The following is a 24,885-nucleotide window of genomic DNA, read 5'->3' as shown; positions in this document are numbered from 1 at the left end:
AACTGCGTCGCCGCGGGACAGGGCCCATCCTGTGTGGCGGCATGGTGGCGTACCATCGAGCGCGTCTTTCGCGTCGTCCGCCGTTGCGCGCGCGCGAGAGCCTTTCCGAGCGATGTCGCGAGCGTAGAAAGCCGCCCCCGATGGTGATGGACAAGATCCTCCGCATGGGTGAGGGCCGCAAGGCCAAGCAGACCCAGAAGGTCGTCGACGCGATCAACGAGCGCAGCGACGAGATGGCGGCGCTGTCCGACGCGGAGCTGCAGGCCAAGACCGACGAGTTCCGTGCGCGCCTGGCCGACGGCACCGATCTCGAAGACCTCCTCGTCGAGGCCTTCGCCGTCGTGCGCGAAGCGGCCTGGCGGGTGCTCAAGCAGCGCCCGTACGACGTCCAGGTCTTCGGTGGCGTCGCCCTGCACAACGGCAACATCGCCGAGATGAAGACCGGTGAGGGCAAGACGCTCACCTCCACGATGCCGGTGTACCTCAACGCCCTCGCGGGCAAGGGCGTCCACATCGTCACGGTCAACGAGTACCTGGCGAAGCGTGACGCCGAGTGGATGGGGCGGGTGCACAACTGGCTCGGGCTGACCGTCGGGGTCGTGCACTCGGGCCAGACGCGCGACAACAAGCGGGCCGCCTACGCGTGTGACATCACCTACGGCACCAACAACGAGTTCGGGTTCGACTACCTGCGCGACAACATGGCCTGGGACAAGCGGCTGCAGGTCCAGCGCGGTCACTACATGGCGCTGGTCGACGAGGTCGACTCGATCCTGGTGGACGAGGCGCGAACGCCGCTGATCATCTCGGGTCCGGCGGAGCAGTCGGCGGACCTGTACCAGGTGTTCGCCCGGCGCGTCGCGCCGAATCTGACGCGCGGCGAGGAGGGTGAGCGGCCCGGCGAGGCGAGCGGCGACTATGTCGTCGACGAGGCCAAGCGCACCGTCGCGGTGACCGAGGAGGGCGTGACCAAGGTCGAGCAGTTGCTCGGCATCGAGAACATGTACGAATCGGTCAACACCCCGCTGATCCACCACCTGCAGAACGCGCTCAAGGCGAAGGATCTGTTCAAGCGCGACCGCGAGTACATCGTCGTCGACGGCGAGGTGAAGATCGTCGACGAGAACACCGGTCGCGTCCTCGACGGGCGTCGCTACTCCGAGGGCCTGCACCAGGCCATCGAGGCCAAGGAAGGGGTGAAGGTCAAGGAGGAGAACCAGACCCTGGCGACCATCACCCTGCAGAACTACTACCGCACCTACGACAAGCTGGCCGGCATGACCGGTACGGCCAAGACCGAAGAGGTCGAGTTTCTCGAGATCTACGACCTCGGGGTGGTCGAGGTCCCGACCAACCGTCCGATCCAGCGCGACGACCGGGCCGACCTGATCTTCAAGAGCGAGGCCGCCAAGTTCCAGGCCGTCGCCGACGAGATCGCGGAACGGCACGAGGCCGGCCAGCCGATCCTGATCGGCACGACCTCGGTCGAGAAGTCGGAGTACCTCGCCACGCTGCTGACCCGCATGGGCATCAAGCACGAGGTCCTCAACGCCAAGAACCACGCCCGCGAGGCCCACATCGTGGCCCAGGCCGGGCGGCTGAACGCCGTCACGGTCTCGACCAACATGGCTGGACGCGGTACCGACATCGTGCTCGGCGGCAACGCCGAGGAGGTCGCGCGCCACGAGGTGGCCCGCATGCCCGAGGACACCCCGCCGGAGGAGCGCGACGCCGCCTACTTCGAGGCGATCGAACGACTCGAGCCCGAGTTCAAGGCCGAGGGCGACAAGGTCAAGGAACTCGGTGGCCTGTACGTCATCGGGACCGAGCGTCACGAGTCGCGTCGTGTCGACAACCAGCTCCGTGGTCGTTCCGGACGTCAGGGCGACCCCGGTACCAGCCGCTTCTTCCTGTCCCTCGAGGACGACCTCATGCGGCTGTTCAACGCCTCGGCGGTCGAACGGATCATGACCCGCCTGAAGATCCCCGAGGACGTGCCGATCGAGCACAAGTGGGTCACCAAGGCGGTGGCGAACGCCCAGCGCCAGGTGGAGAGCCTCAACTTCGACCGCCGCAAGAACGTCCTCAAGTACGACGACGTCATGAACGAGCAGCGCAAGGTGGTCTACGGGCAGCGGCAGGCCCTGCTCGAGGGCGAGTCCGAGACGATCTCGGAGTTGGCGCAAAAGTACGTCGAAGACACCATCGAGGGTCTGGTCGACGAGCACTGCCCGCCAGGGGTGTACCCCGAGGAGTGGGACCTCGATGGTCTCGCCGAGCGGGTCCAGATGGTCTACGACACCGGGTTCGACTTCGGGGCGATCGACCTCGAGAGCATCGACCGCGACCAGCTGGTCGAGTCGCTCATCGAGGACGCGTTCGAGGTCTACGAGCGTCGCGAGGAGGAGGTCGGCGGCGAGGAGGCCATGCGCGAGATCGAACGGCGCGTGATCCTGTCGGTGGTCGATCGCAAGTGGCGCGAGCACCTCTACGAGATGGACGCACTGCGCGATGGCATCGGTCTGCGCGCGGTCGGCCAGCGCGACCCGCTGACCGAGTACCAGCGCGAGGCCTACGACTCGTTCGTGGCGATGATGTCGGGGGTCAAGGAGGAGGCGACGACCTACTTCTTCCGCCTGCCGGTCAAGCAGGACGAACCCGAGGCACCCGCCGCGGACGCCGCTCCGGCCGCGAAGGCCGTCGCAGCCGGTGACGGTCAGGAGGCCGCCAAGCGGGTCGAGCAGGCCATTCCGCTGGGCCAGAGCGAGAACAAGGCGGCCCGCCTGACCTACAGCGCCGGTGCGCCGGCGGGCTCGGCGAGCTACGCCGTCTCCGGTGGCTCGACCACGGCGTCGGTGCAGACCGATGCCTCGGGCCGGTCGGTCGAGCAGAAGTCCGACGGGACCACGGTGCGGCGTGTCGCCGCCGGAGACACCTACCGCGCCGAGGACAAGGTCGGACGCAACGATCCGTGCCCGTGTGGCAGCGGGAAGAAGTTCAAGAAGTGCCACGGGGTCGAGGGCGCGGCACCGTAGGCACCTCGTCCGGTTCGAGCACTTCGTCGAACGCGTCGCGGGACCGCCACCCCGGCGGCAGGGGCCGGGTGGTCAGCGGCCCGAGCCCGGCCTCGGGCGCGGTCAGCTCCACCGCTCGCCAGCGTCCGAGGTGCCGTTCGAGCCGAACGGCCACCGCAGTCGTGCGCACGCCGTCGGTCACGGTGACGGCGGCCTCGCAGACACCTGCGGCGGGGCTGCAACCGCGGACGGCCACGACGCGGGCAACCGGTTTCGACGTGCGCGACGGGAGCAGTTGGCCCGCCAGACGCCGGTAGACGACCGGCGTGACGAGCGGCTCGAGCTGCGCCAGCGGCCGTACCCCGGCGCGGACCTCGAGCCAGACGCGGACGAGCAGCCTGGCGAGTCGCCGTGGATCCGGCGCGGACGGTGGCGGCCGGTGCGTGTCGCGGGCGGAGCGGCGCACCGGACGACGTGCCGGCGCGGGACGGACGGTGGAACTCATCGAACGACCTCCTGCCCCTGCATCGACGGCAGGGCCTCGGTGAGTGGGAGACCAGCGACGACGAACTCGTTGACGTGCCGGCGAAGCCACACGACGTGGTCCTCGTCGCCGTCCGGCCCCGAGGTTCGCACCGATGCCAGGACCGGCCAGCCGGCGGTGCGCTGGAGACCGCGGAGCTCGAAGTCGGTGAATCCAGCCGCGGTCAGCGCCTCCTCCGCCGCTGGCCGGAACGCCTCGTCGAGCTCGTCGGTCACGGCTGGACTCGTGACCGTGAACGCCGGCACCGGAAGCGGCCAGGGCTGCCCGGCCGGCTGTGGCTGCAGGCCCGACTCGTCGACCGGCACGGCTACGCGTCGCAGGTGCGCCTGCCCCTCGTCGCTGGCGTCGAGCATGACCGCCAGCAACGTCACCACGGCGGCGCCGGCGGCCGGCCGCTCGATGGCTTCGACGACGAGGTGCTCGGCATAGTGGTCGGGCTGTCGCGGGCCCAGGACGTCGACGTGCAGTTGCGGACCGAGGCCGGTCAGCCAGGCACGTGCGACGGCAAGGGCGACCACCACCGTGGCCCCGTCACCCGGCATCTCGCGCCACCCGCCACGCAACTGCTCGACGTGCAGGTCCGGATCGACGAACACCTCGTCGTCCGCGGCGCGCGCTGCGGTCGTGTCGCCAGCGGACGGAACGGTGTCGGCCGGCGGAGCTGCGACGTCATCGGCGTCGTCGTCGGCGGGTGGCGAACTCGACGGATCGGACACGCTCGGCCCGGCCGTCTCGTGCGTACCCGCCGGCCCGGACGTGGTGCGGGTGGGCTCGGCCGGCGCACTGCGCCAGGCGACGAGCGCGGCCACCACCACCCACGGCACGGCCGCGAGCACCAGGAGCCGATGGAGTCGCCGGCGGGGGGCGGCCGCGTCCTCGGCGGGCGGATCCATCCAGTCCGGCAGTTCGTCGCGCATCGAATGCCTCCTCGGGCAAGCGGTGGAGTGCCGGGTGCGAGCTCCGGGGGGCGAGTCGATACTCGCACCCGGCGTGTATCAACATACGCGGAAGAAAATCGAGACGACATGAAAATACACGAAAGACTGTGGAAGGGGCGAGGGTCATGGGCCCGCGCGGTCGTGACCGCCATCCCCCCCGGGCGGCGTTACGCTGGTCGATCCCGTCAATCGCCCCAGGAGGCATGACCCTTCGTGAGTGAGGTCCCCGCCCCCGAGATCGGTGACGGCCGCCAGCCAGACGGCTCCATCGCGCGCCAGGAGCTGTCCGAAACCGACCGCCAGGTCCGGTTCGAGGCCGAGGTCATGCCCCACCTCGACCGCCTCTACTCGGCCGCGCTGCGCTACACCCGCCATCGCGCCGATGCCGAGGATCTCGTCCAGGAGACGGTCGCGAAGGCGTACCGCTCGTTCCACCAGTACCGCCCGGGTACCAACCTGCGCGCATGGCTGTACCGGGTCCTGCACACCACCTACATCTCCATGTACCGCAAGGCGCAGCGGCGTCCGCAGGAGGACCTGCAGGAGACGCTCGACGACTACTCGTTCTACGACGAGATCGCGCGCTCCGGCGGGCGATCCGCGGAACGCGAGGTGCTCGAGGCGCTGACGGCGGACGAGGTCAAGCAGGCGATGGCGGACCTGCCGGAGACGTTCCGCCTCGCGGTCTACCTGGCCGATGTCGAGGGCTTCGCCTACAAGGACATCGCCGAGATCATGGACACGCCGGTCGGCACCGTGATGTCGCGGCTGCATCGAGGAAGGAAACAGCTGCAGAAGGCGTTGTCCGGCTATGCCCGTTCCCGAGGTCTGATCGACGAGACGGAGGTGGAAGCGTGAGCGCCGGATCCCCCGAGTGCGGAGCCGAGTGCCAGGAGGCACTCGAACAGCTCGAGCTCTACCTCGATGGTGAGCTTCCCAACACGACCCTCGAAGAGGTCAAGGCGCATCTGACCGCCTGTTACCCGTGCACCGACCGGGCCTCGTTCGAGGAGCAGCTGCGCGCCATCGTGCGGCGCGACTGCGTCGAGAGCGCGCCGCCGTCGCTGCTGGTGCGCATCCGGGAGCACCTCGCGGGCGTCGCCACGGACGGCTGAGCGTCCGCATCCGCGGGGGGTGGCGCCGGCTGCACCTGCCGGATCCGTGGAGGGCCGCCGATAGGCTGCGCGTCCACTTCGCCGCCGGTGCCCCTCGAGGTCTGTCGTGTCCGATCCTCCGGTCCTGGTCACCGGCGCCGCCGGCTTCATCGGCTCCAACCTCGTCGCCCGGCTGCTCGAGGACGGACGCCGCGTCGTCGGCGTCGACGACCTCTCCAGTGGTTCACTGGCCAACCTCGCGCCGGCCCGCGCCCGACACGCCGGCCGGTTCGAGTTCGACCGGCTCGACATCCGCCAGGGTGGCCTCGCGCGGCTGTGCGACCGCCTGCGGCCCGAGGTCGTGTTTCACCTCGCGGCGCAGGTCGACGTGCGTCGCAGCGTCGAGGACCCGCAGTTCGACGCTTCCGTCAACGTCCTCGGGACGCTCGCCGTGCTCGAGGCCGCGCGGCACGCCGGCGTCCGCAAGGTCGTCTACGCGTCCTCGATCGGCTCCTACGGGGAACCCGACGTTTCCGAACTCCCCGTCGACGAGTCCTTCGACCGGCCGGCGCTGTCTCCCTACGGGGTCTCCAAGCGCGTGGCCCTGGACTACCTGCGGACCTACGAGCTGCTCCACGGACTCGACTGGACCGCGGTGACGCTGGCGAACGTGTACGGGCCGCACCAGACCACCGCCGGTGAGGGCGGGGTCGTGGCCACCTTCGCCGGGCGCATGCTCGCCGGGCAGCCGTGCACGATCTTCGGCGACGGCGAGCAGACCCGGGACTTCGTCTACGTCGACGACGTGGTCCACGCGCTGGTCCTGGCGGCGGACCGGGCCGACGGGCAACGGCTCGTCATCGGCACGGGCCAGCGCACCAGCATCTCGCAACTGTTCCGGGCCCTGGCGGCCGCGACGGGCTACCCCCACGAGCCAGTCCACGCGCCGGCCCGTGACGGCGAGATCCAACACAGCAGCGTCGATGCCCGACGCGCTGCACGCGAGCTGGGGTGGAAGCCGTGGACGACGTTGGAGGAGGGACTGGCCGCAACGTTGGCGTGGGCCGCGGAAATGGCGGAGCGGTGATCGCAGCGGGGTCGCGCCCGCTACGGTTCCCGCTGCGGAACCGGAGGCCGAGATGACGTACACGCATGAGGTGGGCGAGCGCCTGCGTCGTGTCCGCGTCGATCGCGGCCTGTCCCTGCAGGACGTGGAGCGACGTTCGGAAGGGCGTTGGAAGGCCGCGGTGATCGGTTCCTACGAACGTGGGGACCGCAACATCACCGCGACCAGGTTGCTCGAACTGGCCGAGTTCTACGGTGTCGCGCCCGGTGAGGTCCTGCCGGGGGAGGCGCAGGTCCGCCATCCCGACGAGACGGTCGGCATCGTGCTCGACCTCGAACGCCTCGACGCCCTCGGCGAGCGGTGGCGTGCGCTGCGCCGGTACTGCGAGTCCATCCAGGTCCAGCGCGGCGACTTCAACCGCAGGGTGCTCTCCGTCCGTGGCGACGACCTGCGCGCACTCGCCGTGATCCAGGACGTCGGACCGGACGAACTGCTCGAGCAGTTGCGCGAACTCGGCGTCGTGCAGGAGGCCTGACGCCGCCCGCCACGTTCCGGTCGGGCGTCAGCTCTGCTCGCCGGCGACCTCGGCACAGAGCGCCGATTCGGTCACCGCCGGGTCGGTCGCCTCGGTGCAGGCATCGGCGAGCCAGACCTGCGGCTCGACGTCGCCGAGGGCGTCGGGGTGCTCGGCGGCGGCGCTGGTGAACGAGGCGATGTCCTCGCAGGCGCCGATCGCCGCCTCGAGCTCGCCGTCGCCGGCCGCAGCCTGCGCGAACGCCTCGGCGCAAGCTTCGCCCGCTGCCGTCGGGTCCTGCTCCTCGACCGCGCTGTCGTCGCCGCGTGGCGGCGGCGCGTCGCTCTCGTCGGTGCCCTCGGGGCCACCCGAACAGGCGGCGAGCAGGGTCGCGGCAACGAGCGTGGTGAGCAGTCGCGGACGGCGCATGAGTTCCCCCGTGGTCGGCGTGAACCCGATCCAAGCGCCGCCGCGAGTGTCCCGGCGTGGCGGGCGCGTCCCGACGGTCGGGGTAGCCGACGCTCAGCGGACGTTCGGCCGGGTCACTGGTCCGTGTCGTCGATGGTCCGGTTGAGGGCGTCGAGGACGCTGCGGACGATCGCGTCGACGTCAGCCTCGCGCACGATGGCGCTGCCCGTCAGGGTGGTCTCGTACCGGCCGGCCCGGAGGTGCACCAGCGTGATGGCCAGGCGACGCCCCATCGTCTCGACGATGTCCACGCCTTCGAGGTGCAGCGTCGCGCGCGGTCCCAGCAGTTCGGTGACGGCGTCCAGGGCGGCCTCGGCGGGGGCGCGGTAGCGACCGTGGCCCGTGGGGCTGCCGTCGCCGGTTCCGCTCAGCTCCCGGTCGCCGAAGCGCAACCCGACCTCGACGTGCAGTTGCCCGGCGGTCAGACTGGTCGAGACGCGTTCGAGGACGAGGCGCTCGACGCTCGCTCCCAGCGCGCGCGGAAGTTCGTCGAGTTGGACGACGCTCACCACGCGATGGTCGATGGTGACGCCGAACCGCGCCATCAGCAGGGTCTGGACGTCGCGGACCGCCTGCTTGGGTTGCTTCTCGAGCGAGGCCAGCACGTGCAACTCGTCGATCGCCCGCTCGTAGCCGGGGACGACCCGCGCGCCGATGATCCCGGGGATGGTCGCGATCGCGTTCTCGACCGTCTCGCGCGCCGCCGGTAGGTGCAGATCCGTGCCGACCGAGGCCGGCGAGAGGTCCACGTCCGCCATCAGGTCCCCACCGTTCTCGCTCCCCGACGACGGCTCCACGCTGACTCCTGTTCGACGGCCGCAAGCGTACGGGGCCGCGTACCGACAGGGAAAGAATCGCTGCAGACAGGCCGTGCGTGCGGGACAAGGTACGAGACGGTGCGAGAAGACACGCGCAACCTGTGAAATATCTTCGAAGTCGTTCACTGACGGTGGTCGTATGGGCATACTCTGCGGTGATCACTTGGGGCGGCCGGTGTTCGGCCGATGGTGATCTTCGATCGACTGACAACTGCAGAGCGAGCGGTGCACGGGGGAGGTCCGCGGTTTGCGATTTCCTGCTGCACAGCAACTCGCGAGCCCCGTGCTCGCCCTGAACCATGCACCCGTTACGACACATCGCCCTCCCTCGGGACGGGCGGACATCGAGCGAAGCGGAACCCAGCAGGAGCCAACTAGCGGCGGCTCGTGACCGGGACGAACTCGATGGAGGTGTTGCATGTCGAAGAGGCTTCTCGTCGCCATGTCCAGCCTGGCAGCCCTGGTGCTGTCGGCTGGTGCAAACGTCAGCTGGATTCGCTGACCCCTGGCCTCCCCCGTACACCGCTCGCCCTCCAACAGTTCGAAGGAGCCCCAGTTGTGAAGGGGCAACGCCGACTGGTCACCTTCATAGCTGGAACGGCGACCGCCGGTCTGGCCGCCGTGGCATGGGCTGTACCGCAGGTATCTCTGCTAGCGGCATGCATCGCCTGTCTGGCGGTGCTCTTCAGCGAGGAGTTCGCTTCACGGGTTCGCGACGATGTCGAAGCGTCGCTTACAAATGTCGTGATGCTGGTCATCATCATGGTCGGTGGACCCTCTCTGGCGGTCGTGGCTGCAGTCGGCGGGGTCCCGTCGTTCATCCGACGCGTTACGCACATGCGCGTCTTGCGCGTCAGCTTCAACTTCGGGCAGTTTGCGGTAACAGCGCTGTTGACCGGCCTCGTCTTCCAGTGGATCGCGACCGCTCTCGATGCGTCGTTTATCGGTCCCGCCTACTTGCTGGCCGTAGTGGCTGCCTCGATTGCGCACAGCGTTTCTAATCACGCCCTCGTGGCGGGCGTGGTTTCGATCGCGAGCAGCGAGCGGTTCTGGGGCGCGTTCCGTTCGATCGGGTCCTCTCTTGTCATGCAGGTCCCCTACGTGGGGATCGCGGTCCTCGCGGCCGTCGTGATGCAGGCGGCCTCCCCGTGGGCGCTGTTGCTGATGGCGGTGCCGACGCTGATCGCGCGGCATGGGTTGCTGGCGTTCCAGCGGCTCGATGAGTCCTACGACCGGCTCGTGCGCGGTTTCGTCAAGACCATCGAGATCAAGGACCTCTACACCCGGGGACACTCGGAACGCGTCGCCGAACTGTCCGTACACGTCGCCGAAGAGCTCGGCGTTCCGTACGACCAGCGCCGGTTGACCCGCTACGCCGCGTTGCTGCACGACGTCGGCAAGGTCGGCGTGCCGCTGTGCATCATCAACAAGCCCGGGCCGTTGGACGACGACGAGTTCGGCCGGATGAAGCAGCACCCCTCCATCGGCGCCGAGATCCTGCACGACATCGACTTCCTGGCCCCCGCGATCGACATCGTCCGCTTCCATCACGAGCGGCTCGACGGCGGCGGCTACCCCCACGGGGTCGGCGGCGAGGAGCTCACCGACATCGTGCGCATCGTGACCGTCGTCGACGCCTTCGACGCCATGACGTCCACGCGCTCCTACCGACGGGCCCTGCCGGTCACGGCCGCCGTCGAAGAACTCCGGCGCTGCGCCAACACCCAGTTCGACCCCCGCATGGTGGAGGCGCTCGCACGCGTCGTCGAACGCATCGGGTGGGAGCCGACGACGGACTTCGCCAGCGCTGAGCACCTCCACGGCCACGAGATCCCGGTCGGCACGGCCGAGGAACGCCTCGTCGGCGAGCCCGCGGGACCCGCGGCGCCGGAAGGCCTGGCATGAGGGTGCACGACCACCGGCCCGTCTGGGCCCTGGGCCTGCTGTTCGCGCTGGCCATCGGCGGCCTCTGGTGGCTGCTGCCCGGCGGCATCCAACGCGTGACGCCCGCCTTGGCCGTGCTGCTCTTCGCCAGCGCCGCCGCGATCACCGAACTGCTGCCCATCCGGCACCGGCGCGGGGACCCGATCCCGGCCGCCGTCGCCGTGATCGGCGCGGCGGCGATCATCGGCATGTCGCCGGTCGCCGTGGCGCTGATCGCCGGCCTCGGGTGGTCGGTGGCGCGCCTGTTCGACCGTGATCTGCGGGAACCGCACGGCCTGCTGTTGCGGCTCGTCAGCGGCTGGACGCTCAGCGGCATTGCCGCGATCGGTGCCTGGGCCAGTTCCGCCCGGTTCGTCGGCGCCGTCTCCGACGGATTCCGGGCCGCCGAGCTCGCCCTGGGACCCACCGTCGCCGTCTCGGCGGCGATCACGCTGGGCATCCCGGCGGTGTGGGCGGTGGGACGGCTCGGTGGACGCTGGCGCTTCGTCGGGCGACGCGTCCGGGAGGCGATCGCGACGACCTGGCTGATCAGCCTCGCGATCACCTCGACCGCGGTCCTCGGCGCCCTCGTGCATCCGGTGCTCGGCCACTGGACGCTGCCGACGATGCTGCTGCCGCTGCTGGCGGCACGCATCGGCCTCGACCGCTACGCGATCGCGTCGCGCGCCTACGACCAGACGATCCGGGCGATGTCGCGTCTGCCCGAACACCTGGGCACGATCGAGCGCGGCCACGGTGTCCGCGTGGCGAACCTGGCACACGACGTCGGGCTGGAACTCGGACTGGACGCCGGCACGCTGGCCGACCTCGAGCATGCCGCCCACCTGCACGAGCTCGGCCGCGTCGCCGTCGAGCGCGACGAGTCACGCGGCGGCGGTGGCCGCCGGGTGTTGGCAACCGCGGGCGCGTCCGTGATCGCCGAAGCGACGTCGTCGCTGGACCGCGTGGCGCGGATCGTGGCGGCGCACGGCGAACCGTCGCTGGCCCACCCGACCGACGTCCGTGTCGCCGCGCGCATCGTGGCCGCGTGCTGCGAGGTGGACCAGTACGCCCCCGACCTGCGGCGCAGCGGTCAGCGCGACGAGTTGGTGGTCCGGCTGGTGCGCGACATCGGCGACCTCGACGTCGTGTCGGCCGTTGCGCGCATCATGGACCGCCGGGCGTTCGGTTCCTGAGCTGCGGTTCACCCTCACCGGCGGCTCACGCCTCACCGGCGGCTTCGGTGGCCGGTTCCCGGTCGGCGCGTGAGGACCAGGTCATCAGGGCGTGCGTGAGCGGGACCAGCCCGGCGGCCAGGACGAGGTCGCCGACGGAGATGATGGAGCGGATGGGCGGCACGGGGATGATGTCGGCCAACCACGGCAGGCGGGTGTCGGCGTCGAGCAGCATGTGCTTGCCCGGGGGGACCTCGGCCCCTTCGATGCCGAGCGCGGCGATGGCCTCGGGGGACACCGGCATGGCGCCGTTGGCGGCCATCACGAGGGCGTTCGCGGCCAGGCCCGCCGCGACCAGCACCAGTCCGGGCAGATGGCGGTTCGCGACCACCCAGCCCACCACCAGCAACTGGCTGAGCAGCAGCAACGCGTAGGTCCACCAGGCCCCGGGGACCAGCACGTCGCGTGCCGCGGCCACGTCGACGCCGACCTGCAGTGCCACGCCGAGCGCGAGGAGCCAGCCGTGGTGCAGTGGCGCCTCGGCGACGTCGCGCAGTCGTCCGCCGCGGACCGCGGAGATCGCCACGGCCACGAGCACCACGAGCAGGACGAAGGGCACGGGTCTTGGCCTCGGCAGATGACGGCCCGCATGGTGCCACGCCGACCGGTCCGACCGCCAAGGTCCCGCGCGGCTACGCTCGGCGCGATGAACGAGTCCTCGAAGCGCGAATCCAGGGGCGGCGGCCGCGACAGCCGACGCGGCGGCGGCAGTGGGCGCGGGCAACCGCGTCGCCAGGCGGCGTCCGGTCAGGGCCGCGGCGGCCGCCCGCAGAGCGCCGAGAACGAGACCGTGTCGCAACTCGCCGGGCCGCTCGAGAAGGTGCTCAAGCGTCTGCCCGAAACCCAGCGGCGCGTCCTCGAACTCCGGATGGGGCTCACCGACGGGCACCCGCACGACCTCGCCGACACCGCACGGGCACTCGGTCTGTCCATGTCCGAGGCCCGCGACATCGAGAAGCGGGCGTTCGAACACATCCGCGAGGCCGTGCCGCTGCAGCAGCTGCAGCGTTTCCTGCCGAAGTAGCGCGTCGGTGTCCTCCCTCCAGGATCTGGTCGAAGAACACGGCGGGTTGTACGGCGCTGCGGTCGACACGCTGCAGGCGATCGTCTCGGACTGGCAGATCCTGGCCGACCTCTCGTTCGCCGATCTGCTGATGTTCTGCCGCGACCCCGCCACCGGTCAGCTGACGGTGGTGGCCCAGATGCGGCCCTACACGGCACAGACGATCTACTACGACGACCTCGTCGGAACCGTGTACGGCGAGGGTGAGCGTCTCGCCGTCCGACGCGCGTTCGACGAGGGCCACATCGTCCGTGACGGCGAACCCGACTGGTCGACCGGCGTGCCGGTCCGGGAAGAGGCCATCCCCGTGCCGTTCGAGGGGGAGGTCATCGCCGTCGTCACGCGCGAGGCCAACCTGTCGATGGTCCGGGCCCCTTCACAGCTGGAGCTGACCTACCTCCAGGTCGCCAACGAGTTGTCGAACATGCTGGCGGAGGGTTCCTTCCCCTTCCCCGGCGAGGATCCCGAGCGCGAGTTGGCCCCCCGGGTCGGTGACGGCCTTCTCCGTGTGGATCCCTCGGGCACCGTGGTCTACGCCTCGCCCAACGCCATCAGCGCCTACCGCCGCCTCGGTGTCGTCGACAACATCCTGGCGCGCAACCTCGCCAGCTTCGACCTCGACGACGTGGCGGTGCTCGAGGCGCTGGCGGACGGCGAGCCGCTCGAGTCCGAGGTCGAGGCGCGCGGCGCGGTCGTGCTCCGCCGGCTGCTGCCGCTCACGCGCGACCACCACGTGCTGGGCGGGCTGATGCTCGTTCGCGAGGTGACCGAGTTGCGCCGTCACGAGCGGCTGCTGCTCTACAAGGACGCGACGATCCGCGAGATCCACCACCGCGTGAAGAACAACCTGCAGACGGTGGCGTCCCTGCTCCGCCTGCAGTCGCGGCGGCTGACGTCCGAGGAGGCGCGTGAAGCCCTGGGGGAGTCCGTCCGCCGCATCTCCTCGATCGCGCTCGTCCACGAGACGCTGTCGCAGGACTCGCGGCAGCGGGTCAGCTTCGACAAGGTCGCGCAACGCCTGATCGAGATGCTCTCGACGGGCCTGACCGACCCCGACCGGCCGGTGCACATGCTGCTCGACGGCAGCGCCGGTGAGCTCCCGGCCGAGGTGGCCACACCGCTCGCGTTGGTGATGAGCGAACTGCTGCAGAACTCCGTCGAGCACGCCTACCCGGACTCTGGCGGCGACATCGTCGTCGCGCTCGAGCGCCGCTCGGCCAGCCTGCACCTCGAGGTACGCGACGACGGGGTCGGGGTGCCTCCGGGCTGGGCGCTCGAGACGGGAGCGAACCTCGGGTTGCAGATCGCCGCGACGCTGGTCGAGTCCGAGCTCGGTGGGACGCTCGAGGTGCGGCGCCGTGACGACGTCCCCGGCACCGTGTGCGAGTTGCTGCTACCGCTGCCCCGCTGAGGTCAGTGACAACGCGGGATCCTGCGTCTGGCGATCGGCCACCGCCTGCAGGGTCGAGAGGAGCAGGGCGCCGAGCAGGAGCGCCACGGCGACGACGTACCGACGCCGCCGGCCGGGCGACGCCGGCTCCGTGGGCACCGCCGGTCCGGGGACCCAACGTTCGACGACCCCGTCCGGGAACGCGTCCAGGAGTGGCACGCGGCCGGGCGGGGTCGTCAGATAGGTGCGGGTGTGCACCGTGTCGCTTCCGTGGTGGTTCGAGGTGGTCGAGATCAGCTCGCCATGCGGCGGCGCCGCTGGCGCGCGCGCTTGAGGGTCCGTCGCTCGTCCTCGGTCAGGCCGCCCCAGATGCCGGCGTCCTGGTTGGTGTTGAGGGCCATCTCGAGGCAGGGTTCACGTACCTCGCAGCGGGCGCAGACGCGCTTGGCGGCGTCGGCCTGCTCGACCGCCGGTCCGGTCGTCCCGATCGGGAAGAACAGCTCGGGGTCTTCATCGATACACGAAGCGCGGCTCCGCCAGTCCATGGGGATTCTCCCTGTCGGCATCACGTACGCAGCCCGGGGGGAGGCCTCGGCGTACCTGACGCGGGAAACGTGGTGGGGGTGGGGTGGGACGATCCGGTGCGCACGAGCGGGCCGTGGCAGGCCCGCCTCGCCCGAGGTCCGGCATCGTTCGGTTCGCGCGTTCAGGAACTTGCGGCGTGGGGGACGCCGGCTTGTGAACAAATTCTCGAACCGGAAACGGGAACGTAACGTCTGTGGCAGGCAAGTCAAGAGCTTCGGTGAGACCGTGCTAACTCTTGCGTGCAGTCGAGCGGGGGACGCACGGCGGCGCCCGTCAGGCGAGTACCCGGAGCGCGTCGGCGACGGCGGTGAAGGTGACGGCGAGGTGCTCGCCGGAGTAGTCGCCGTCGACCATCAGCGGCTGAGGCTCGGACGACGACAGGGTGAAGCTGCCGAGGTCGTGGTGGTAGTCCACGCCCTTGGCGTGGATGTGCGAGCCATCGCGGAACACCTGACCGATGATCTTCAGCAGCGCCGGCGTGCTCAGCCGCCGCAGTCCGATCAGGTCGAGTCCGAGGTCGAACCGGGCCGACGGATGGACGTGCATCGGTCGCTGACCCAGGTAGGTGTAGGGGTCGGTGTTGGCGATCATGGAGATGAGATACGGCCCCGCGAGGCTGCCGTCGGGCAGCGTCGCGGTGATCACCGGCTGTTCGCGCCCCTCGCCGACGGCCCACTCGCGGGTGGTCGAGGCCACGAACGCCGCCTGACGGAAGACGCGCTTCATGCGGGCGTGCTGCTCGACGTGGCGCACGACGGCGGCGTCGAACCCGAACCCGGCGTTGAACCCGAAGTAGCGGTCCCCGGCCCGTCCCAGCGTGATCCGGCGGGTCCGGTCGCTGCGCAGGTGCTCGAGCAGGACGGAGGTGGCCGCCACCGCGTCGTTGGGCAGGCCCAGTGCCCGGGCCAGCACGTTCGCGCCGCCGCCGGGGATGATGCCCAGGCGGACGTCGGTCCCGGCGAGTGCCTGCAACACCTCGTTCGCGGTCCCGTCACCGCCGAGGGCGAACACCGCGTCGACGCCTTCGTGCACGGCCCCGGCGACGATGTGGGTCGCGTGGCCGCGCTGCTTGGTCGCTTTCACGTCGAGGTCGACCGCCGACGCCAGGGCCGACGCGATCACGTCCCGGACCCGGTCGTCGGTGGTGGTCGCGTTGGGGTTGAACAGCAGCAGGGCGCGCACGGACGGTCGCTTGTCGGCAGGCTCGGACGCCGCGAGGTCGACGGCGGCGCGGGAGCCTACCGCTCGGGGTCCGCGACCCGGCCGGTCGGGACCGGTGGCTGCTGGTCCCGGAGGGCCTCGGTGACCGTGTCGGCGAAGATACGCGCCGGCAGCGTCCCACCCGTCACCTCGGCGACTCCGCGGACGTCGCGCAGCGGTATCCGGCCCTCGGCGTGTCCGATCCAGACCGCCGCCGACAAGTTCGGCGTGTAGCCGACGAACCAGGCGTCGGCGTTGTCCGAGGTCGTGCCGGTCTTGCCGGCGATCTGCCAACCGGAGACGTGGGCGGCGACGCCGGTGCCGTTGGTCACCACCTCGCGCAGCACCGCGCTCGTCTGCTCGGCCACGTAGGACGAGAGCACCGGCCGTGGGGAGCGGTCCGGCTGCCAGACGGTACGGCCGTCCCGGTCGAGGACACGCCGGATCGGCGAGGTGGGGACGTGGGTCCCGCCGTTGGCGAGCGTGCCGTAGGCGGCGGCGAGGTCGAGCGGCGTGACGGAAACACGCCCGCCACCGAGCGCGATCTGGGGCTCGTCGGACGGCAGCGTCGAACGCACGCCCATCGCGCGAGCCGTCCCCGCGATCCGATCGGCGCCGAGCTCCACCCCCAGACGGGCGTAGGCGGTGTTGACCGACGCGCGCGTGGCACCGGCCAGGGTCACGTCGCCGTAGCTGCGCCGGTCGTAGTTGCGTACGTCCCACCCGCCGTGGGCCGTCGTCACGACGCCCTGGCTGCCATCGACGAGATCGTCCGCGTGCCAACCGTCGGCGATGGCGGTGGTGAGCACGAAGGCCTTGAACGTCGAGCCGGGCTGGCGCCGGGCCTGGGTCGCGAGGTCGAACTGCAACTGTTCGTAGGTGCGGTTGCCCACGGCCGCCAGGATCTCGCCGCTGGCCGGCTCGACGATCGCGATCGCGCCGTCGGGACCGTCGGCCTCGGGCAGATGGCGCAGCAGGCTCGCGCGCGCGAGCGCTTGCAGGTCCTGGTCGAGGGTGGTGTGGATGTGGAGTCCGCCGGCCCGGAGCCGGGCGGCGCGATCGGCCTCCGTGGCGCCGAATCCGGGGTCGGCCAGCAGCGTGCGTACGACGAGGTCGACGAAGTGCGGTTCGGTCGCCGCGGGCGCACCCTCGCGGCCCGACACCTCGATCGGCGCGGCGACGGCGCGGTCGCGCTGCTGAGCGGAGAGGTGTCCAGCGGCCGCCATGCGTCGCAGGACGTCGTCACGGCGGGTCCTGGCGGCCTCGGGATCGTGACGAGGCCCGAACGCCTCCGGGGCGCGGATGATGGCGGCCAGCAGCGCGGACTGGTGCACCTCGAGGTCTTCGGGAGCGCGGCGGAAGTAGGTCCACGCGGCGGCAGATATCCCGTAGGCGCCCTCGCCGAAGTAGACCGTGTTGAGGTAGTCCGCGAGGATCTTCGCCTTCGACCGCTGCCGTTCCAGTTCGCGTGCGTGGACGGCCTCCTGCAGCTTCGTGGCCGCCGTGCGGTCGGCGCCGGGCATCGTCCGCAGCTTGACGAGTTGCTGGGTGATGGTGGAGCCGCCCTGCTGGGCGTGGCCGGCACCGTGGTTGGCGATGGCGGCACGGGCGATGGCCCGCGCGTCGATGCCGCGGTGGTCGTAGAACCGGTTGTCCTCAGCGGTCAGGACGGCGTCGACGAGGTGGGCCGGCAGGTCGGCGAGCGCAGCGGGCTCATGGGCGGCGGCGTGCAGCACCGCCAGTTCGTGGCCCTCGGCGTCGTAGACCACCGAGCGGGCGGGAGCGGGCGGGACGTCGGTCCCGATCCCGTCGGCGGCCGGCAGTTCGAGCGTGACGACGCTCCCGCAGCCGGTCGAGAGCACGGTGAGCAGGGCGAGCACGGCGACTCGCCCAATCGCTGACGCGTTGCGCTCCACCGTCACCTTCCGGCCGACCCGGTCAGCACAGGTATCGGCGGGTGACGGGGGGCACTGCAGCGCTTCCTGCGCCGCCGCGCGTCAGCCGAGCGCGCGTTCGAGGTCGGCGAGCAGGTCGTCGGCGGACTCGATGCCGACGGAGATCCGCAGCAGGTCGTCGGCCACTTCGAGGTCGGTGCCCGCCACCGAGGCGTGGGTCATGATGCCGGGGTGCTCGATCAGGCTCTCGACCCCACCGAGCGACTCGGCCAGGAAGAACAGCTCCGTGCGCTCCGCGACGCGTCGTGCCGCGTCGGCGCCCCCGGCGACCCGGAACGACACCATGCCGCCGAATGCGCTCATCTGCCGGGCGGCGACGTCGTGGCCGGCGTGGTCGGCGAGCCCGGGGTAGAGCACCTGCTCGACCGCGGCATGCCCGGCGAGGTAGTTCGCGATCCGCCCCGCGTTCTCACTGTGCTTCTCCATGCGGACGCCCAACGTCTTGACGCCACGCAGGGTCAACCAGGAGTCGAACGGGCCGGGCACGGCCCCGACCGCGTTCTGGAGGAAGGCGAGGTCCGCCGCGGTCTGTTCGTCGGTGCACACCGCCCCGCCGACGACGTCGGAGTGCCCGCCGAGGTACTTCGTGGTCGAGTGCACGACGAGGTCGGCGCCGAACTCGGTGGGCCGCTGCAGGTACGGCGTGGCGAAGGTGTTGTCGGCGACCAGCCAGGCATCACGGTCGTGCGCGAGCTCGGCGAGCGCCGCGAGATCGAGGATCTTGAGCAACGGGTTCGACGGCGTCTCGGCCCACACGAAGCGGGTGGTCGGCCGGAAGGCGGCGGCGACGGCATCGAGGTCGGTCATGTCGACCGCGGACACCTCGATGCCGTAGCGGGCGTGCACCTTGGTGATCAGGCGCCACGTGCCGCCGTAGACGTCGTTGGCCATGATCACGTGGTCGCCCGGGGCGAGCAGCCGCAGGATGGCGTCCTCGGCGGCCATCCCCGAGGCGAAGCAGACCGCCTGCTCGGTGCCCTCGAGGCTGGCGAGGCACTCCTGGAGCGCGGTGCGCGTGGGATTGCCGGTGCGGGCGTACTCGTAGCCGGTGTGTTCACCGACGGCCGGCTGCGCGAACGTCGACGTCTGGTAGATCGGGACCACCACCGCCCCCGTGCGGGGGTCGGGGTCCTGACCGACGTGGATGGCGCGGGTTTCGAACTGCATGGTGGTGACCTTCAGCGTGCGGCGAGGAAGGTGAGCAGGTCGGCGCGGGTCAGCACACCGATGGCGCGGCCGGCGTCGTGGACGACGATGGCGGGGGCGCCGGTGGCCAGGCCGGCCAGCACGTGGTCGAGCGCGTCGTCGGTCGAGGCCGTCGCCAGCGGGGGCTGCATCACCTCGATGACCGGCTTGCTCATGGCCTCGGGATCGCGCAGTGCGGCGTCGAGCAGGGCGTTCTCGCGGACGGAGCCGAGGATGTCGTCCGCGGTCGCGTCGTCGTGCACGCCCTCGCGGAACACCGGCATCTGCGACACGCCGTACTCCTTGAGCAGCGCGATCGCCTGGGCCACCTGCTCGCCGGGGTGCAGGTGGACCAGCGGCGGCAGGTCCTCGCCCTTGGCGCGCAGGACGTCACCGACGGTCCCGGTGCCCGAGGCGTGCTCGACGAAGCCGTGTTCGGCCAGCCAGCGCTCGTCGTAGAACTTCGACAGGTAGCCCCGGCCGGAGTCGGGCAGCAGCACCACGATGGTGGCGTCCTCGGGCTGGTCCTTGGCGTACTCGAGCGCCGCCCACAGCGCCGTGCCTCCCGATCCGCCGACGAGGATGCCCTCCTCGCGGGCGCAGCGGCGGGCCGTGAGGAACGAGTCGCGGTCACCGACGCGGTACCAGTGGTCGACGATTCCCGGGTCGAACGTTTCGGGCCAGAAGTCCTCGCCGATGCCCTCGACGAGGTAGGTGTGGATCTCGTCGCCGGAGTACAGCGAGCCCTCGGGGTCCGCGCCGACGACCTGCACGTCCGGCTTGCGCTCCTTGAGGTAGCGGCCGACGCCGGTGGCGGTCCCGCCGGTGCCGACGCCACAGACGAAGGCGTCGATGAGGCCGTTGGTCTGCCGCCACAACTCCGGACCGGTCGAGAAGACGTGGGTCTGCGGGTTGGCCTGGTTGAAGTACTGGTTCGGCTTGAACGCGTTCGGCTGGGCCGCCAGCCGGTCGGACACCGAGTAGTAGGAGCGGGGGTCGTCCGGCTCGACCGAGGTGGGGCAGACCACGACCTCCGCGCCGTAGGCCCGCATCAGCGAGATCTTGTCGGTGCTGACCTTGTCGGGCACCACGAACACGCACCGGTAGCCCTTGCGGGCGGCGGCGATCGCGAGGCCGACGCCGGTGTTGCCCGAGGTGGGCTCGACGATGGTGCCACCGGGCTTGAGGACGCCGGCGGCTTCGGCCGCCTCGACCATGGCGATGCCGATGCGGTCCTTCACGCTTCCGCCGGGATTGAGCATCTCGAGCTTGGCGATGAGCGTCGGCGGCACGGCACGGGAGAGCCGGTCGAGCCGCACCAGCGGCGTTTCACCCATCAGCGCGAGCAGGTCGGGGGCGACCTCGCGTCCGCGTTCGTCGACCGGCCGGTGCGGTCCCGTGAGCGGGTCGTGCGCGATGCCGAGCGTGCGCGTGTAGATCGAGCGGTCGGCGACGTCGATGGGGGCGGCCATGGGGTCCTCGGGAAGACGGGGGCGGCTGGCGCCCCGGACGCGGGCCTGCGTGGCGGGGGCGGCGCCGAGGGTAGTCAGGTGCCTTCGGGCGAACGTCGGGACGCACGACGTCCGCCCGTCGTGCTACGAACAGCCATCGGACAGGAGCACGAGCGGTGGACGCGTCGACGACAGCGGGCGAGGAGCGGACCGTCGACGGGCTCGCGCGAGCGGGGTTCGCGGCGAAGGGCGTGCTCTACAGCGTCGTCGGCGTCCTCGCGGTGCAGTTGGCCCTCGGCGGAGGTGGCGGGGAGGACGCGAGCCAGCAGGGCGCCATCAACGCCGTGTCGCAGCAGCCGTTCGGGCGCATCCTGGTGTTCGCCCTGGCCCTGGGACTCACGGGGTACGCGCTGTTCCGGGCGGTCCAGACCTTCCGTGGCACGGCCGCCGCGAACAGTTCGCTGCCCGACTGGCTCGCCAGGATCACGTTCGCGGTCCGGGCGGTCCTGTACGGGTTGCTGTCCGTCCTGGCCTGGCGCGAGGCCTTCGGTGTCGGGGACGAGGGCGGTGGGACGGAGGAGAGCCTGACGGCCACGGTGCTGGCCGCACCCGGTGGGACGTGGGCGGTCATGGCGGTCGGCGTCGTCATCGTGATCGTCGGCATCGTGCAGTTGCGCGAGGGCTGGACGTGCGGGTTCCGCGACCACCTCGACTTCCACGGCGTCAGCGGCGGCACCCGTCGGCGCCTGGAGTGGCTGGGGCGCATCGGACACCTGGCCCGGGGCGTGGTGTTCCTGGTGGCCGGCGGGTTCGTGGCCATCGCCGCCTGGCGCCACGACCCGGAGACGGGCGTCGGCCTCGACGCCGCCCTGCAGGAGGTGGCCGCGGCGCCCTACGGGACCGTGGCGCTCATCCTTCTCGGACTCGGACTGGTCCTGTACGGCTGCTTCTGTGGGGTCGAAGCCCGGTTCGTCCGGCCCGCCCGCGCGGACTGACGTGCCCCGGACAGGCGGAGGCGAGGTCGCCCCGGACGGCTCGCCGGTGCCGGTGTACCTCGCGATCCCCGCGGAGCGCGGGTTCGGTCCGGTCCTGGACCACCTCGCTGCCGGGGCGTCGGTGCTCGACCTCGGCTGCGGTGTGGGGCGGCTCGCCAACGCACTCGCCGCGCGCGGGCACGAGGTCGTCGGCGTCGACGAGTCGCAGGGGATGCTGGCGCACCTCGACGACGCGGTGGCGGCCGTCGAGGCCAGCATCGAGGAGCTGCGCCTCGGCCGTCGCTTCGACGCCGTGGTGCTGGCCAGCCATCTCGTGAACGTGGCCGATCCGGTCCAGCGTCGCGCGTTCCTCGACGCGGTCGCCCGGCATCTGGCGGTCGAGGGGACGGCCTACATCGAGCACTGGAGCCCGGACGTGATCGGCGGCCTCGCCGACGGTGACGGCCCGATCGGCGACGTGATGGTCAGGTTCCGGGTCCTGGCCCAGCGGGGGCGGGTGTTCGACGCGTCCGTGACCTACGAACTGGACGGGCGCGCGTGGACGCAGGCCTTCACGGCAGAGCTGCTCGACGAGACGCAACTCGACACGGAGCTGGCGGCGGCCGGGCTGCGCCGTCGGCGCCGCCTGGACCCCAAGTGGCTCGCCGCCAGGATGGGCTGAGGCGCTTCCCACCTCGCGGGCTGAAGCGTGAAGCGGCACCGCGCACCCGGACGGGAGCGGCGCATCCCGTTCACCGAGCGCATGAGCGGAATCCTCGACGAAAGTGAACCCGTCGATCGTGACGCACGCTGCGCACTTCAGGCATTCGGCGCCAGGTGGCCGTCTAGCGCGCTGCCAGCCGGTGCCTGCCCGTCGGCGGCAGGTCGGCGTCCACCGTGACGGTGCGGTGCCGGCGATGCCGGCCGAACACGTCGATGGTGCGGCATGATGCGCGGCGAACGACGAGAGCCGCCGGGCTCACCGGGAACGGGGCGCTCGGCGGCTCGGGTCGTACGGGTACCCCCGGTAGGAATCGAACCTACGCTTCTGGCTCCGGAGGCCAGTGCTCTATCCACTGAGCTACGGGGGCGTGCAAGGCGTCGTGGCGCCACCGGTCGGTGGGTCGCGGACGCGGCCACCGAAGGTAGCACGCGCGCCGATCGGCCCGAACGCGCGGCCCGAGCGCGTACGGAAGAACCGCAGGTGAAGGAAGATGTTCCGCGAACCGAAGGGGATAGCGTCCGATGCGATGGAGGTGGACGACGTGGCTCGGGTGCTCGCGGTCGATGACGACCCCACGATCCTGCGGTTGCTCCAACTCAACCTCGAGATGGAAGGGCACGACGTCCTGACCGCCGAGAACGGCAACGCGGCGCTCGCGACGATTCGCGCCGAACGGCCCGAGGTGGTGCTCCTCGACGTCATGATGCCCGAGCTCGACGGCTTCCAGGTGTGCGAAGCCGTGCGCGCCGACCCCGACATCGCGCACACGCCGATCGTCTTCGTCTCCGCCCGTGCTCAGCAGGCCGATCTCGCGCGCGGGTTCGCGATCGGCGGCGATGCCTACATCACCAAGCCGTTCGATCCCATCGACCTGATCGAGACGATCGAACGCCTCGCGGCCGGACGCCCCTGACGCTCGGGTAGCGTCGGCCTTCCGATCCGGCGTTCCCGAAAGCCCGCGCATGGCCCGTCCTGAACTCCTCGATCCCGTCCTCGCCGATCTCGGCGCACGCATCCGTGCCGCGCTCCTGGCCGCGGGACTGCCCGAGACGGACGCCGAACTCGAGCGCCCCCGCCAGGCCGAGCACGGCGACTGGGCGACGACCGCGCCGCTGCGGCTCGCCAAGCCGGCGAAGCGTCCGCCGCGCGAGATCGCCCAGGCACTGGTCGACCACCTCGAGCTCCCGGACGCCGTCGCCTCGGTGGACATCGCCGGACCCGGCTTCGTCAACTTCCGGCTCGCGCACCGCTACCACGAAGACCTCGTCCGGCGCGTGGTCGCCGCCGGCGACACGTTCGGGCGCCGCCAGCGTGCGCCGGAGGAGCGCGAGTCCGTCAACGTCGAGTTCGTCTCCGCCAACCCGACCGGCCCCTTGCACGTCGGCGCCGGCCGGTGGGCGGCCACCGGCGACGCGATCGCCGCACTGCTGGAAGCGGACGGCCACGAGGTGGTGCGCGAGTACTACGTGAACGACGCCGGCGAACAGATCCGTCGCTTCGGCGAGAGCGTGGTCCTGACCGCACGCGGACTGCCCCTCGGCGACGACCACTACCGGGGCAGCTACATCCCCGAGCTCGCCGCCGAGCTGCGCGAACAGCACGGCGAGGCGGTCTTCGAGGAGATTCCCGACGTCGACATCGCGTTCGGTGGTGGGGTCGAGCACGAGGGCGGAGCAGGCGGCGAGCTGGTCGAGGACGCGGCCGCCAGCGCCGATCCGCGGGTCGACCCGCGCATCGGCGCCCGGGTCGGGGTGCTGGCGGTCGAGGCGATGCGGCGGCGCATCGCGGCCCAGATGCATCAGCTCGGGGTCGACTTCGACGTCTGGTTCTCCGAGCGCACCCTGCACGACCGCGGCGCCATCGAGGCCACGATCGGTCAGCTGAAGGCCGACGGCCGTACCTACGAGCAGGACGGCGCCACCTTCCTGCGCACTGGGGACTTCGGCGACGACAAGGACCGGGTCATCGTCCGCTCCGACGGGCGTCCCACCTACTTCGCCGCCGACTGCGCCTACATGCGGGACAAGTGGACGCGGGCGAGCGCCAGCGGAGCCGGTGGCGGGGCGAGGCTGTACTACCTGCTCGGTGCGGACCACCACGGCTACGTCGGACGTCTGCTCGCGGCCGCCGAGTGCCTCGGCATCCCCCGCGACCGGGTCGAGGTCCGCATCGGCCAGATGGTGAACCTGCAGCGGGGCGGCGAACCGGTGCGCATGTCCAAGCGCACCGGCGAGATGGTGGCGCTCGACGAGGTGGTCGAGGAGGTCGGCCCCGACGTCACCCGCTACCACTTCCTGCGGCAGGGCCTCGACACGACCGTGGACTTCGACCTCGACGTCGTCGCGCAGCAGTCCATGGAGAACCCGGTCTACTACGTCCAGTACGCCCACGCACGCATCAACTCGCTGATCCGCACCGCGGACGAGCGCAACTTCGACCACGGCAGCCTCGAGTCGGCCGACCTGTCCCGGCTGACCCATCCCGCCGAACTCGAGTTGCTGACCGCGATGGCACAGCTCCCCCTGGTCGTCGACGACGCCGCCGACCTGCGCGCCACCCAGCGCCTGGCCCGCTACGCCGAGGAGTTGGCCGGCACCTTCCACCGCTTCTACGCCGAGTGCCGCGTGCTCGTCGAGGGCGACGAGCCGCTGGGGCAGGCCCGCTACTGGCTCGCGGTCGCGGCCAAGCAGGTGCTGGCGAACGCGCTGGCGCTGCTGCGCGTGAGCGCACCCGAACGGATGTGA

Annotated in this window: 24 protein-coding genes and 1 tRNA gene; 13 read left to right on the top strand and 12 right to left on the bottom strand. The window is 71.0% G+C overall.

The window, feature by feature from the left end:
* Nucleotides 1-140: 140 nt before the first annotated feature.
* Nucleotides 141-3,035, top strand: coding sequence for a preprotein translocase subunit SecA (secA, locus tag ACERMF_RS07035; RefSeq protein ID WP_373668325.1), 2,895 nt, complete (start codon nucleotides 141-143; stop codon nucleotides 3,033-3,035).
* Here the strand turns inward: secA and ACERMF_RS07030 are convergent.
* The gene (locus ACERMF_RS07030; RefSeq protein ID WP_373668324.1) at nucleotides 2,998-3,519 is read right to left on the bottom strand and encodes an Rv3235 family protein; all 522 of its coding nucleotides are present in this window, start codon (nucleotides 3,517-3,519) and stop codon (nucleotides 2,998-3,000) included. The two genes, secA and ACERMF_RS07030, sit on opposite strands and share 38 nt — an antisense overlap.
* The gene (locus ACERMF_RS07025; protein WP_373668323.1) at nucleotides 3,516-4,475 is read right to left on the bottom strand and encodes a hypothetical protein; all 960 of its coding nucleotides are present in this window, start codon (nucleotides 4,473-4,475) and stop codon (nucleotides 3,516-3,518) included. The genes ACERMF_RS07030 and ACERMF_RS07025 overlap by 4 nt, the downstream gene beginning before the upstream one ends.
* 234 nt (nucleotides 4,476-4,709) lie before the next feature.
* Here ACERMF_RS07025 and ACERMF_RS07020 point away from each other — a divergent pair, with 234 nt between their 5' ends.
* The 4 genes from ACERMF_RS07020 (at nucleotide 4,710) to ACERMF_RS07005 (ending at nucleotide 7,191) form a co-directional block, all read left to right on the top strand.
* Nucleotides 4,710-5,354, top strand: coding sequence for a sigma-70 family RNA polymerase sigma factor (locus ACERMF_RS07020; RefSeq protein WP_373668322.1), 645 nt, complete (start codon nucleotides 4,710-4,712; stop codon nucleotides 5,352-5,354).
* The gene (rsrA, locus tag ACERMF_RS07015) at nucleotides 5,351-5,611 is read left to right on the top strand and encodes a mycothiol system anti-sigma-R factor (protein WP_373668321.1); all 261 of its coding nucleotides are present in this window, start codon (nucleotides 5,351-5,353) and stop codon (nucleotides 5,609-5,611) included. The genes ACERMF_RS07020 and rsrA overlap by 4 nt, the downstream gene beginning before the upstream one ends.
* Before the next feature lie 106 nt (nucleotides 5,612-5,717).
* The gene (locus ACERMF_RS07010) at nucleotides 5,718-6,677 is read left to right on the top strand and encodes an NAD-dependent epimerase/dehydratase family protein (protein ID WP_373668320.1); all 960 of its coding nucleotides are present in this window, start codon (nucleotides 5,718-5,720) and stop codon (nucleotides 6,675-6,677) included.
* A 52-nt stretch (nucleotides 6,678-6,729) separates the two neighbouring features.
* Nucleotides 6,730-7,191: a transcriptional regulator gene (locus ACERMF_RS07005; protein WP_373668319.1), complete on the top strand. Its 462-nt coding sequence runs from the start codon at nucleotides 6,730-6,732 to the stop codon at nucleotides 7,189-7,191.
* A 27-nt stretch (nucleotides 7,192-7,218) separates the two neighbouring features.
* Here the strand turns inward: ACERMF_RS07005 and ACERMF_RS07000 are convergent, their stop codons facing one another.
* Both ACERMF_RS07000 and ACERMF_RS06995 read right to left on the bottom strand, forming a co-directional pair.
* Nucleotides 7,219-7,599, bottom strand: a complete 381-nt coding sequence (locus tag ACERMF_RS07000) for a hypothetical protein (RefSeq protein ID WP_373668318.1) — start codon at nucleotides 7,597-7,599, stop codon at nucleotides 7,219-7,221.
* Between the two features lie 113 nt (nucleotides 7,600-7,712).
* Nucleotides 7,713-8,435 (bottom strand): hypothetical protein, encoded by a 723-nt coding sequence (locus ACERMF_RS06995; protein ID WP_373668317.1) that lies wholly within the window; start codon nucleotides 8,433-8,435, stop codon nucleotides 7,713-7,715.
* Nucleotides 8,436-9,014: 579 nt separating this feature from the next.
* Here ACERMF_RS06995 and ACERMF_RS06990 point away from each other — a divergent pair.
* On the top strand, nucleotides 9,015-10,361 hold the full coding sequence (locus ACERMF_RS06990; protein ID WP_373668316.1) for an HD-GYP domain-containing protein: 1,347 nt from the start codon (nucleotides 9,015-9,017) through the stop codon (nucleotides 10,359-10,361).
* Nucleotides 10,358-11,575, top strand: coding sequence for a hypothetical protein (locus ACERMF_RS06985; RefSeq protein WP_373668315.1), 1,218 nt, complete (start codon nucleotides 10,358-10,360; stop codon nucleotides 11,573-11,575). The genes ACERMF_RS06990 and ACERMF_RS06985 overlap by 4 nt, the downstream gene beginning before the upstream one ends.
* A 25-nt stretch (nucleotides 11,576-11,600) precedes the next feature.
* On the opposite strand, the gene ACERMF_RS06980 is transcribed toward ACERMF_RS06985, so the two are convergent.
* Nucleotides 11,601-12,173: a DUF5317 domain-containing protein gene (locus ACERMF_RS06980; RefSeq protein ID WP_373668314.1), complete on the bottom strand. Its 573-nt coding sequence runs from the start codon at nucleotides 12,171-12,173 to the stop codon at nucleotides 11,601-11,603.
* Between the two features lie 87 nt (nucleotides 12,174-12,260).
* Between ACERMF_RS06980 and ACERMF_RS06975 the strand changes: the two genes are divergently transcribed.
* On the top strand, nucleotides 12,261-12,638 hold the full coding sequence (locus ACERMF_RS06975; RefSeq protein ID WP_373668313.1) for a sigma factor-like helix-turn-helix DNA-binding protein: 378 nt from the start codon (nucleotides 12,261-12,263) through the stop codon (nucleotides 12,636-12,638).
* 7 nt (nucleotides 12,639-12,645) lie between these two features.
* A complete protein-coding gene (locus ACERMF_RS06970) occupies nucleotides 12,646-14,088 on the top strand; it encodes a sensor histidine kinase (RefSeq protein ID WP_373668312.1) in 1,443 nt (480 codons plus the stop codon).
* Here the strand turns inward: ACERMF_RS06970 and ACERMF_RS06965 are convergent.
* The 6 genes from ACERMF_RS06965 to ACERMF_RS06940 all read right to left on the bottom strand — a co-directional run bounded on the left by ACERMF_RS06965 (nucleotide 14,071) and on the right by ACERMF_RS06940 (nucleotide 20,329).
* Nucleotides 14,071-14,325, bottom strand: coding sequence for a hypothetical protein (locus ACERMF_RS06965; RefSeq protein WP_373668311.1), 255 nt, complete (start codon nucleotides 14,323-14,325; stop codon nucleotides 14,071-14,073). The two genes, ACERMF_RS06970 and ACERMF_RS06965, sit on opposite strands and share 18 nt — an antisense overlap.
* Nucleotides 14,326-14,360: 35 nt before the next feature.
* Nucleotides 14,361-14,612, bottom strand: coding sequence for a WhiB family transcriptional regulator (locus tag ACERMF_RS06960; RefSeq protein ID WP_373668310.1), 252 nt, complete (start codon nucleotides 14,610-14,612; stop codon nucleotides 14,361-14,363).
* A 313-nt stretch (nucleotides 14,613-14,925) separates the two neighbouring features.
* A complete protein-coding gene (locus ACERMF_RS06955) occupies nucleotides 14,926-15,834 on the bottom strand; it encodes a diacylglycerol kinase family protein (RefSeq protein WP_373668309.1) in 909 nt (302 codons plus the stop codon).
* Nucleotides 15,835-15,890: 56 nt separating this feature from the next.
* On the bottom strand, nucleotides 15,891-17,732 hold the full coding sequence (locus ACERMF_RS06950) for a transglycosylase domain-containing protein (protein ID WP_373668308.1): 1,842 nt from the start codon (nucleotides 17,730-17,732) through the stop codon (nucleotides 15,891-15,893).
* 117 nt (nucleotides 17,733-17,849) lie between these two features.
* The gene (locus ACERMF_RS06945) at nucleotides 17,850-18,974 is read right to left on the bottom strand and encodes a cystathionine gamma-synthase (RefSeq protein WP_373668307.1); all 1,125 of its coding nucleotides are present in this window, start codon (nucleotides 18,972-18,974) and stop codon (nucleotides 17,850-17,852) included.
* Between the two features lie 11 nt (nucleotides 18,975-18,985).
* Nucleotides 18,986-20,329 carry a cystathionine beta-synthase gene (locus ACERMF_RS06940; protein ID WP_373668386.1) on the bottom strand — a complete coding sequence of 448 codons (1,344 nt, stop codon included), beginning with the start codon at nucleotides 20,327-20,329 and terminating at the stop codon, nucleotides 18,986-18,988.
* Between the two features lie 290 nt (nucleotides 20,330-20,619).
* Between ACERMF_RS06940 and ACERMF_RS06935 the strand changes: the two genes are divergently transcribed.
* Together ACERMF_RS06935 and ACERMF_RS06930 are read left to right on the top strand one after the other, a co-directional pair.
* The gene (locus tag ACERMF_RS06935) at nucleotides 20,620-21,438 is read left to right on the top strand and encodes a DUF1206 domain-containing protein (protein ID WP_373668306.1); all 819 of its coding nucleotides are present in this window, start codon (nucleotides 20,620-20,622) and stop codon (nucleotides 21,436-21,438) included.
* 1 nt (nucleotide 21,439) lies between these two features.
* Nucleotides 21,440-22,099: a class I SAM-dependent methyltransferase gene (locus ACERMF_RS06930; RefSeq protein ID WP_373668305.1), complete on the top strand. Its 660-nt coding sequence runs from the start codon at nucleotides 21,440-21,442 to the stop codon at nucleotides 22,097-22,099.
* 337 nt (nucleotides 22,100-22,436) lie between these two features.
* Here the strand turns inward: ACERMF_RS06930 and ACERMF_RS06925 are convergent.
* Nucleotides 22,437-22,508: transfer RNA gene (locus ACERMF_RS06925), tRNA-Arg, on the bottom strand.
* Nucleotides 22,509-22,631: 123 nt separating this feature from the next.
* Between ACERMF_RS06925 and ACERMF_RS06920 the strand changes: the two genes are divergently transcribed.
* Both ACERMF_RS06920 and ACERMF_RS06915 read left to right on the top strand, forming a co-directional pair.
* Entirely contained in the window at nucleotides 22,632-23,054 is a 423-nt protein-coding gene (locus tag ACERMF_RS06920; protein ID WP_373668304.1) for a response regulator transcription factor, read from the top strand.
* A gap of 49 nt (nucleotides 23,055-23,103) precedes the next feature.
* Complete coding sequence (locus ACERMF_RS06915) at nucleotides 23,104-24,885, top strand: arginine--tRNA ligase (protein WP_373668303.1); 1,782 nt, start codon at nucleotides 23,104-23,106, stop codon at nucleotides 24,883-24,885.

Origin of the sequence: Egicoccus sp. AB-alg6-2, from assembly GCF_041821025.1 — a bacterium.
GTDB lineage: Bacteria > Actinomycetota > Nitriliruptoria > Nitriliruptorales > Nitriliruptoraceae > Egicoccus.
This window is presented reverse-complemented; position numbering and strand designations above follow the sequence as displayed.

What these genes read in the sequence shown, in the direction of transcription:
- ACERMF_RS06960 (WP_373668310.1), bottom strand. Translation starts at nt 14,612, where the DNA reads ATGGACTGGCGGAGCCGCGCTTCGTGTATCGATGAAGACCCCGAGCTG.
- ACERMF_RS07000 (WP_373668318.1), bottom strand. Translation starts at nt 7,599, where the DNA reads ATGCGCCGTCCGCGACTGCTCACCACGCTCGTTGCCGCGACCCTGCTC.
- ACERMF_RS06945 (WP_373668307.1), bottom strand. Translation starts at nt 18,974, where the DNA reads ATGCAGTTCGAAACCCGCGCCATCCACGTCGGTCAGGACCCCGACCCC.
- ACERMF_RS06985 (WP_373668315.1), top strand. Translation starts at nt 10,358, where the DNA reads ATGAGGGTGCACGACCACCGGCCCGTCTGGGCCCTGGGCCTGCTGTTC.
- ACERMF_RS07025 (WP_373668323.1), bottom strand. Translation starts at nt 4,475, where the DNA reads ATGCGCGACGAACTGCCGGACTGGATGGATCCGCCCGCCGAGGACGCG.
- ACERMF_RS06975 (WP_373668313.1), top strand. Translation starts at nt 12,261, where the DNA reads ATGAACGAGTCCTCGAAGCGCGAATCCAGGGGCGGCGGCCGCGACAGC.
- secA (WP_373668325.1), top strand. Translation starts at nt 141, where the DNA reads ATGGTGATGGACAAGATCCTCCGCATGGGTGAGGGCCGCAAGGCCAAG.
- ACERMF_RS07005 (WP_373668319.1), top strand. Translation starts at nt 6,730, where the DNA reads ATGACGTACACGCATGAGGTGGGCGAGCGCCTGCGTCGTGTCCGCGTC.
- ACERMF_RS06915 (WP_373668303.1), top strand. Translation starts at nt 23,104, where the DNA reads ATGGCCCGTCCTGAACTCCTCGATCCCGTCCTCGCCGATCTCGGCGCA.
- ACERMF_RS07030 (WP_373668324.1), bottom strand. Translation starts at nt 3,519, where the DNA reads ATGAGTTCCACCGTCCGTCCCGCGCCGGCACGTCGTCCGGTGCGCCGC.
- ACERMF_RS06940 (WP_373668386.1), bottom strand. Translation starts at nt 20,329, where the DNA reads ATGGGTGAAACGCCGCTGGTGCGGCTCGACCGGCTCTCCCGTGCCGTG.
- ACERMF_RS06920 (WP_373668304.1), top strand. Translation starts at nt 22,632, where the DNA reads ATGTTCCGCGAACCGAAGGGGATAGCGTCCGATGCGATGGAGGTGGAC.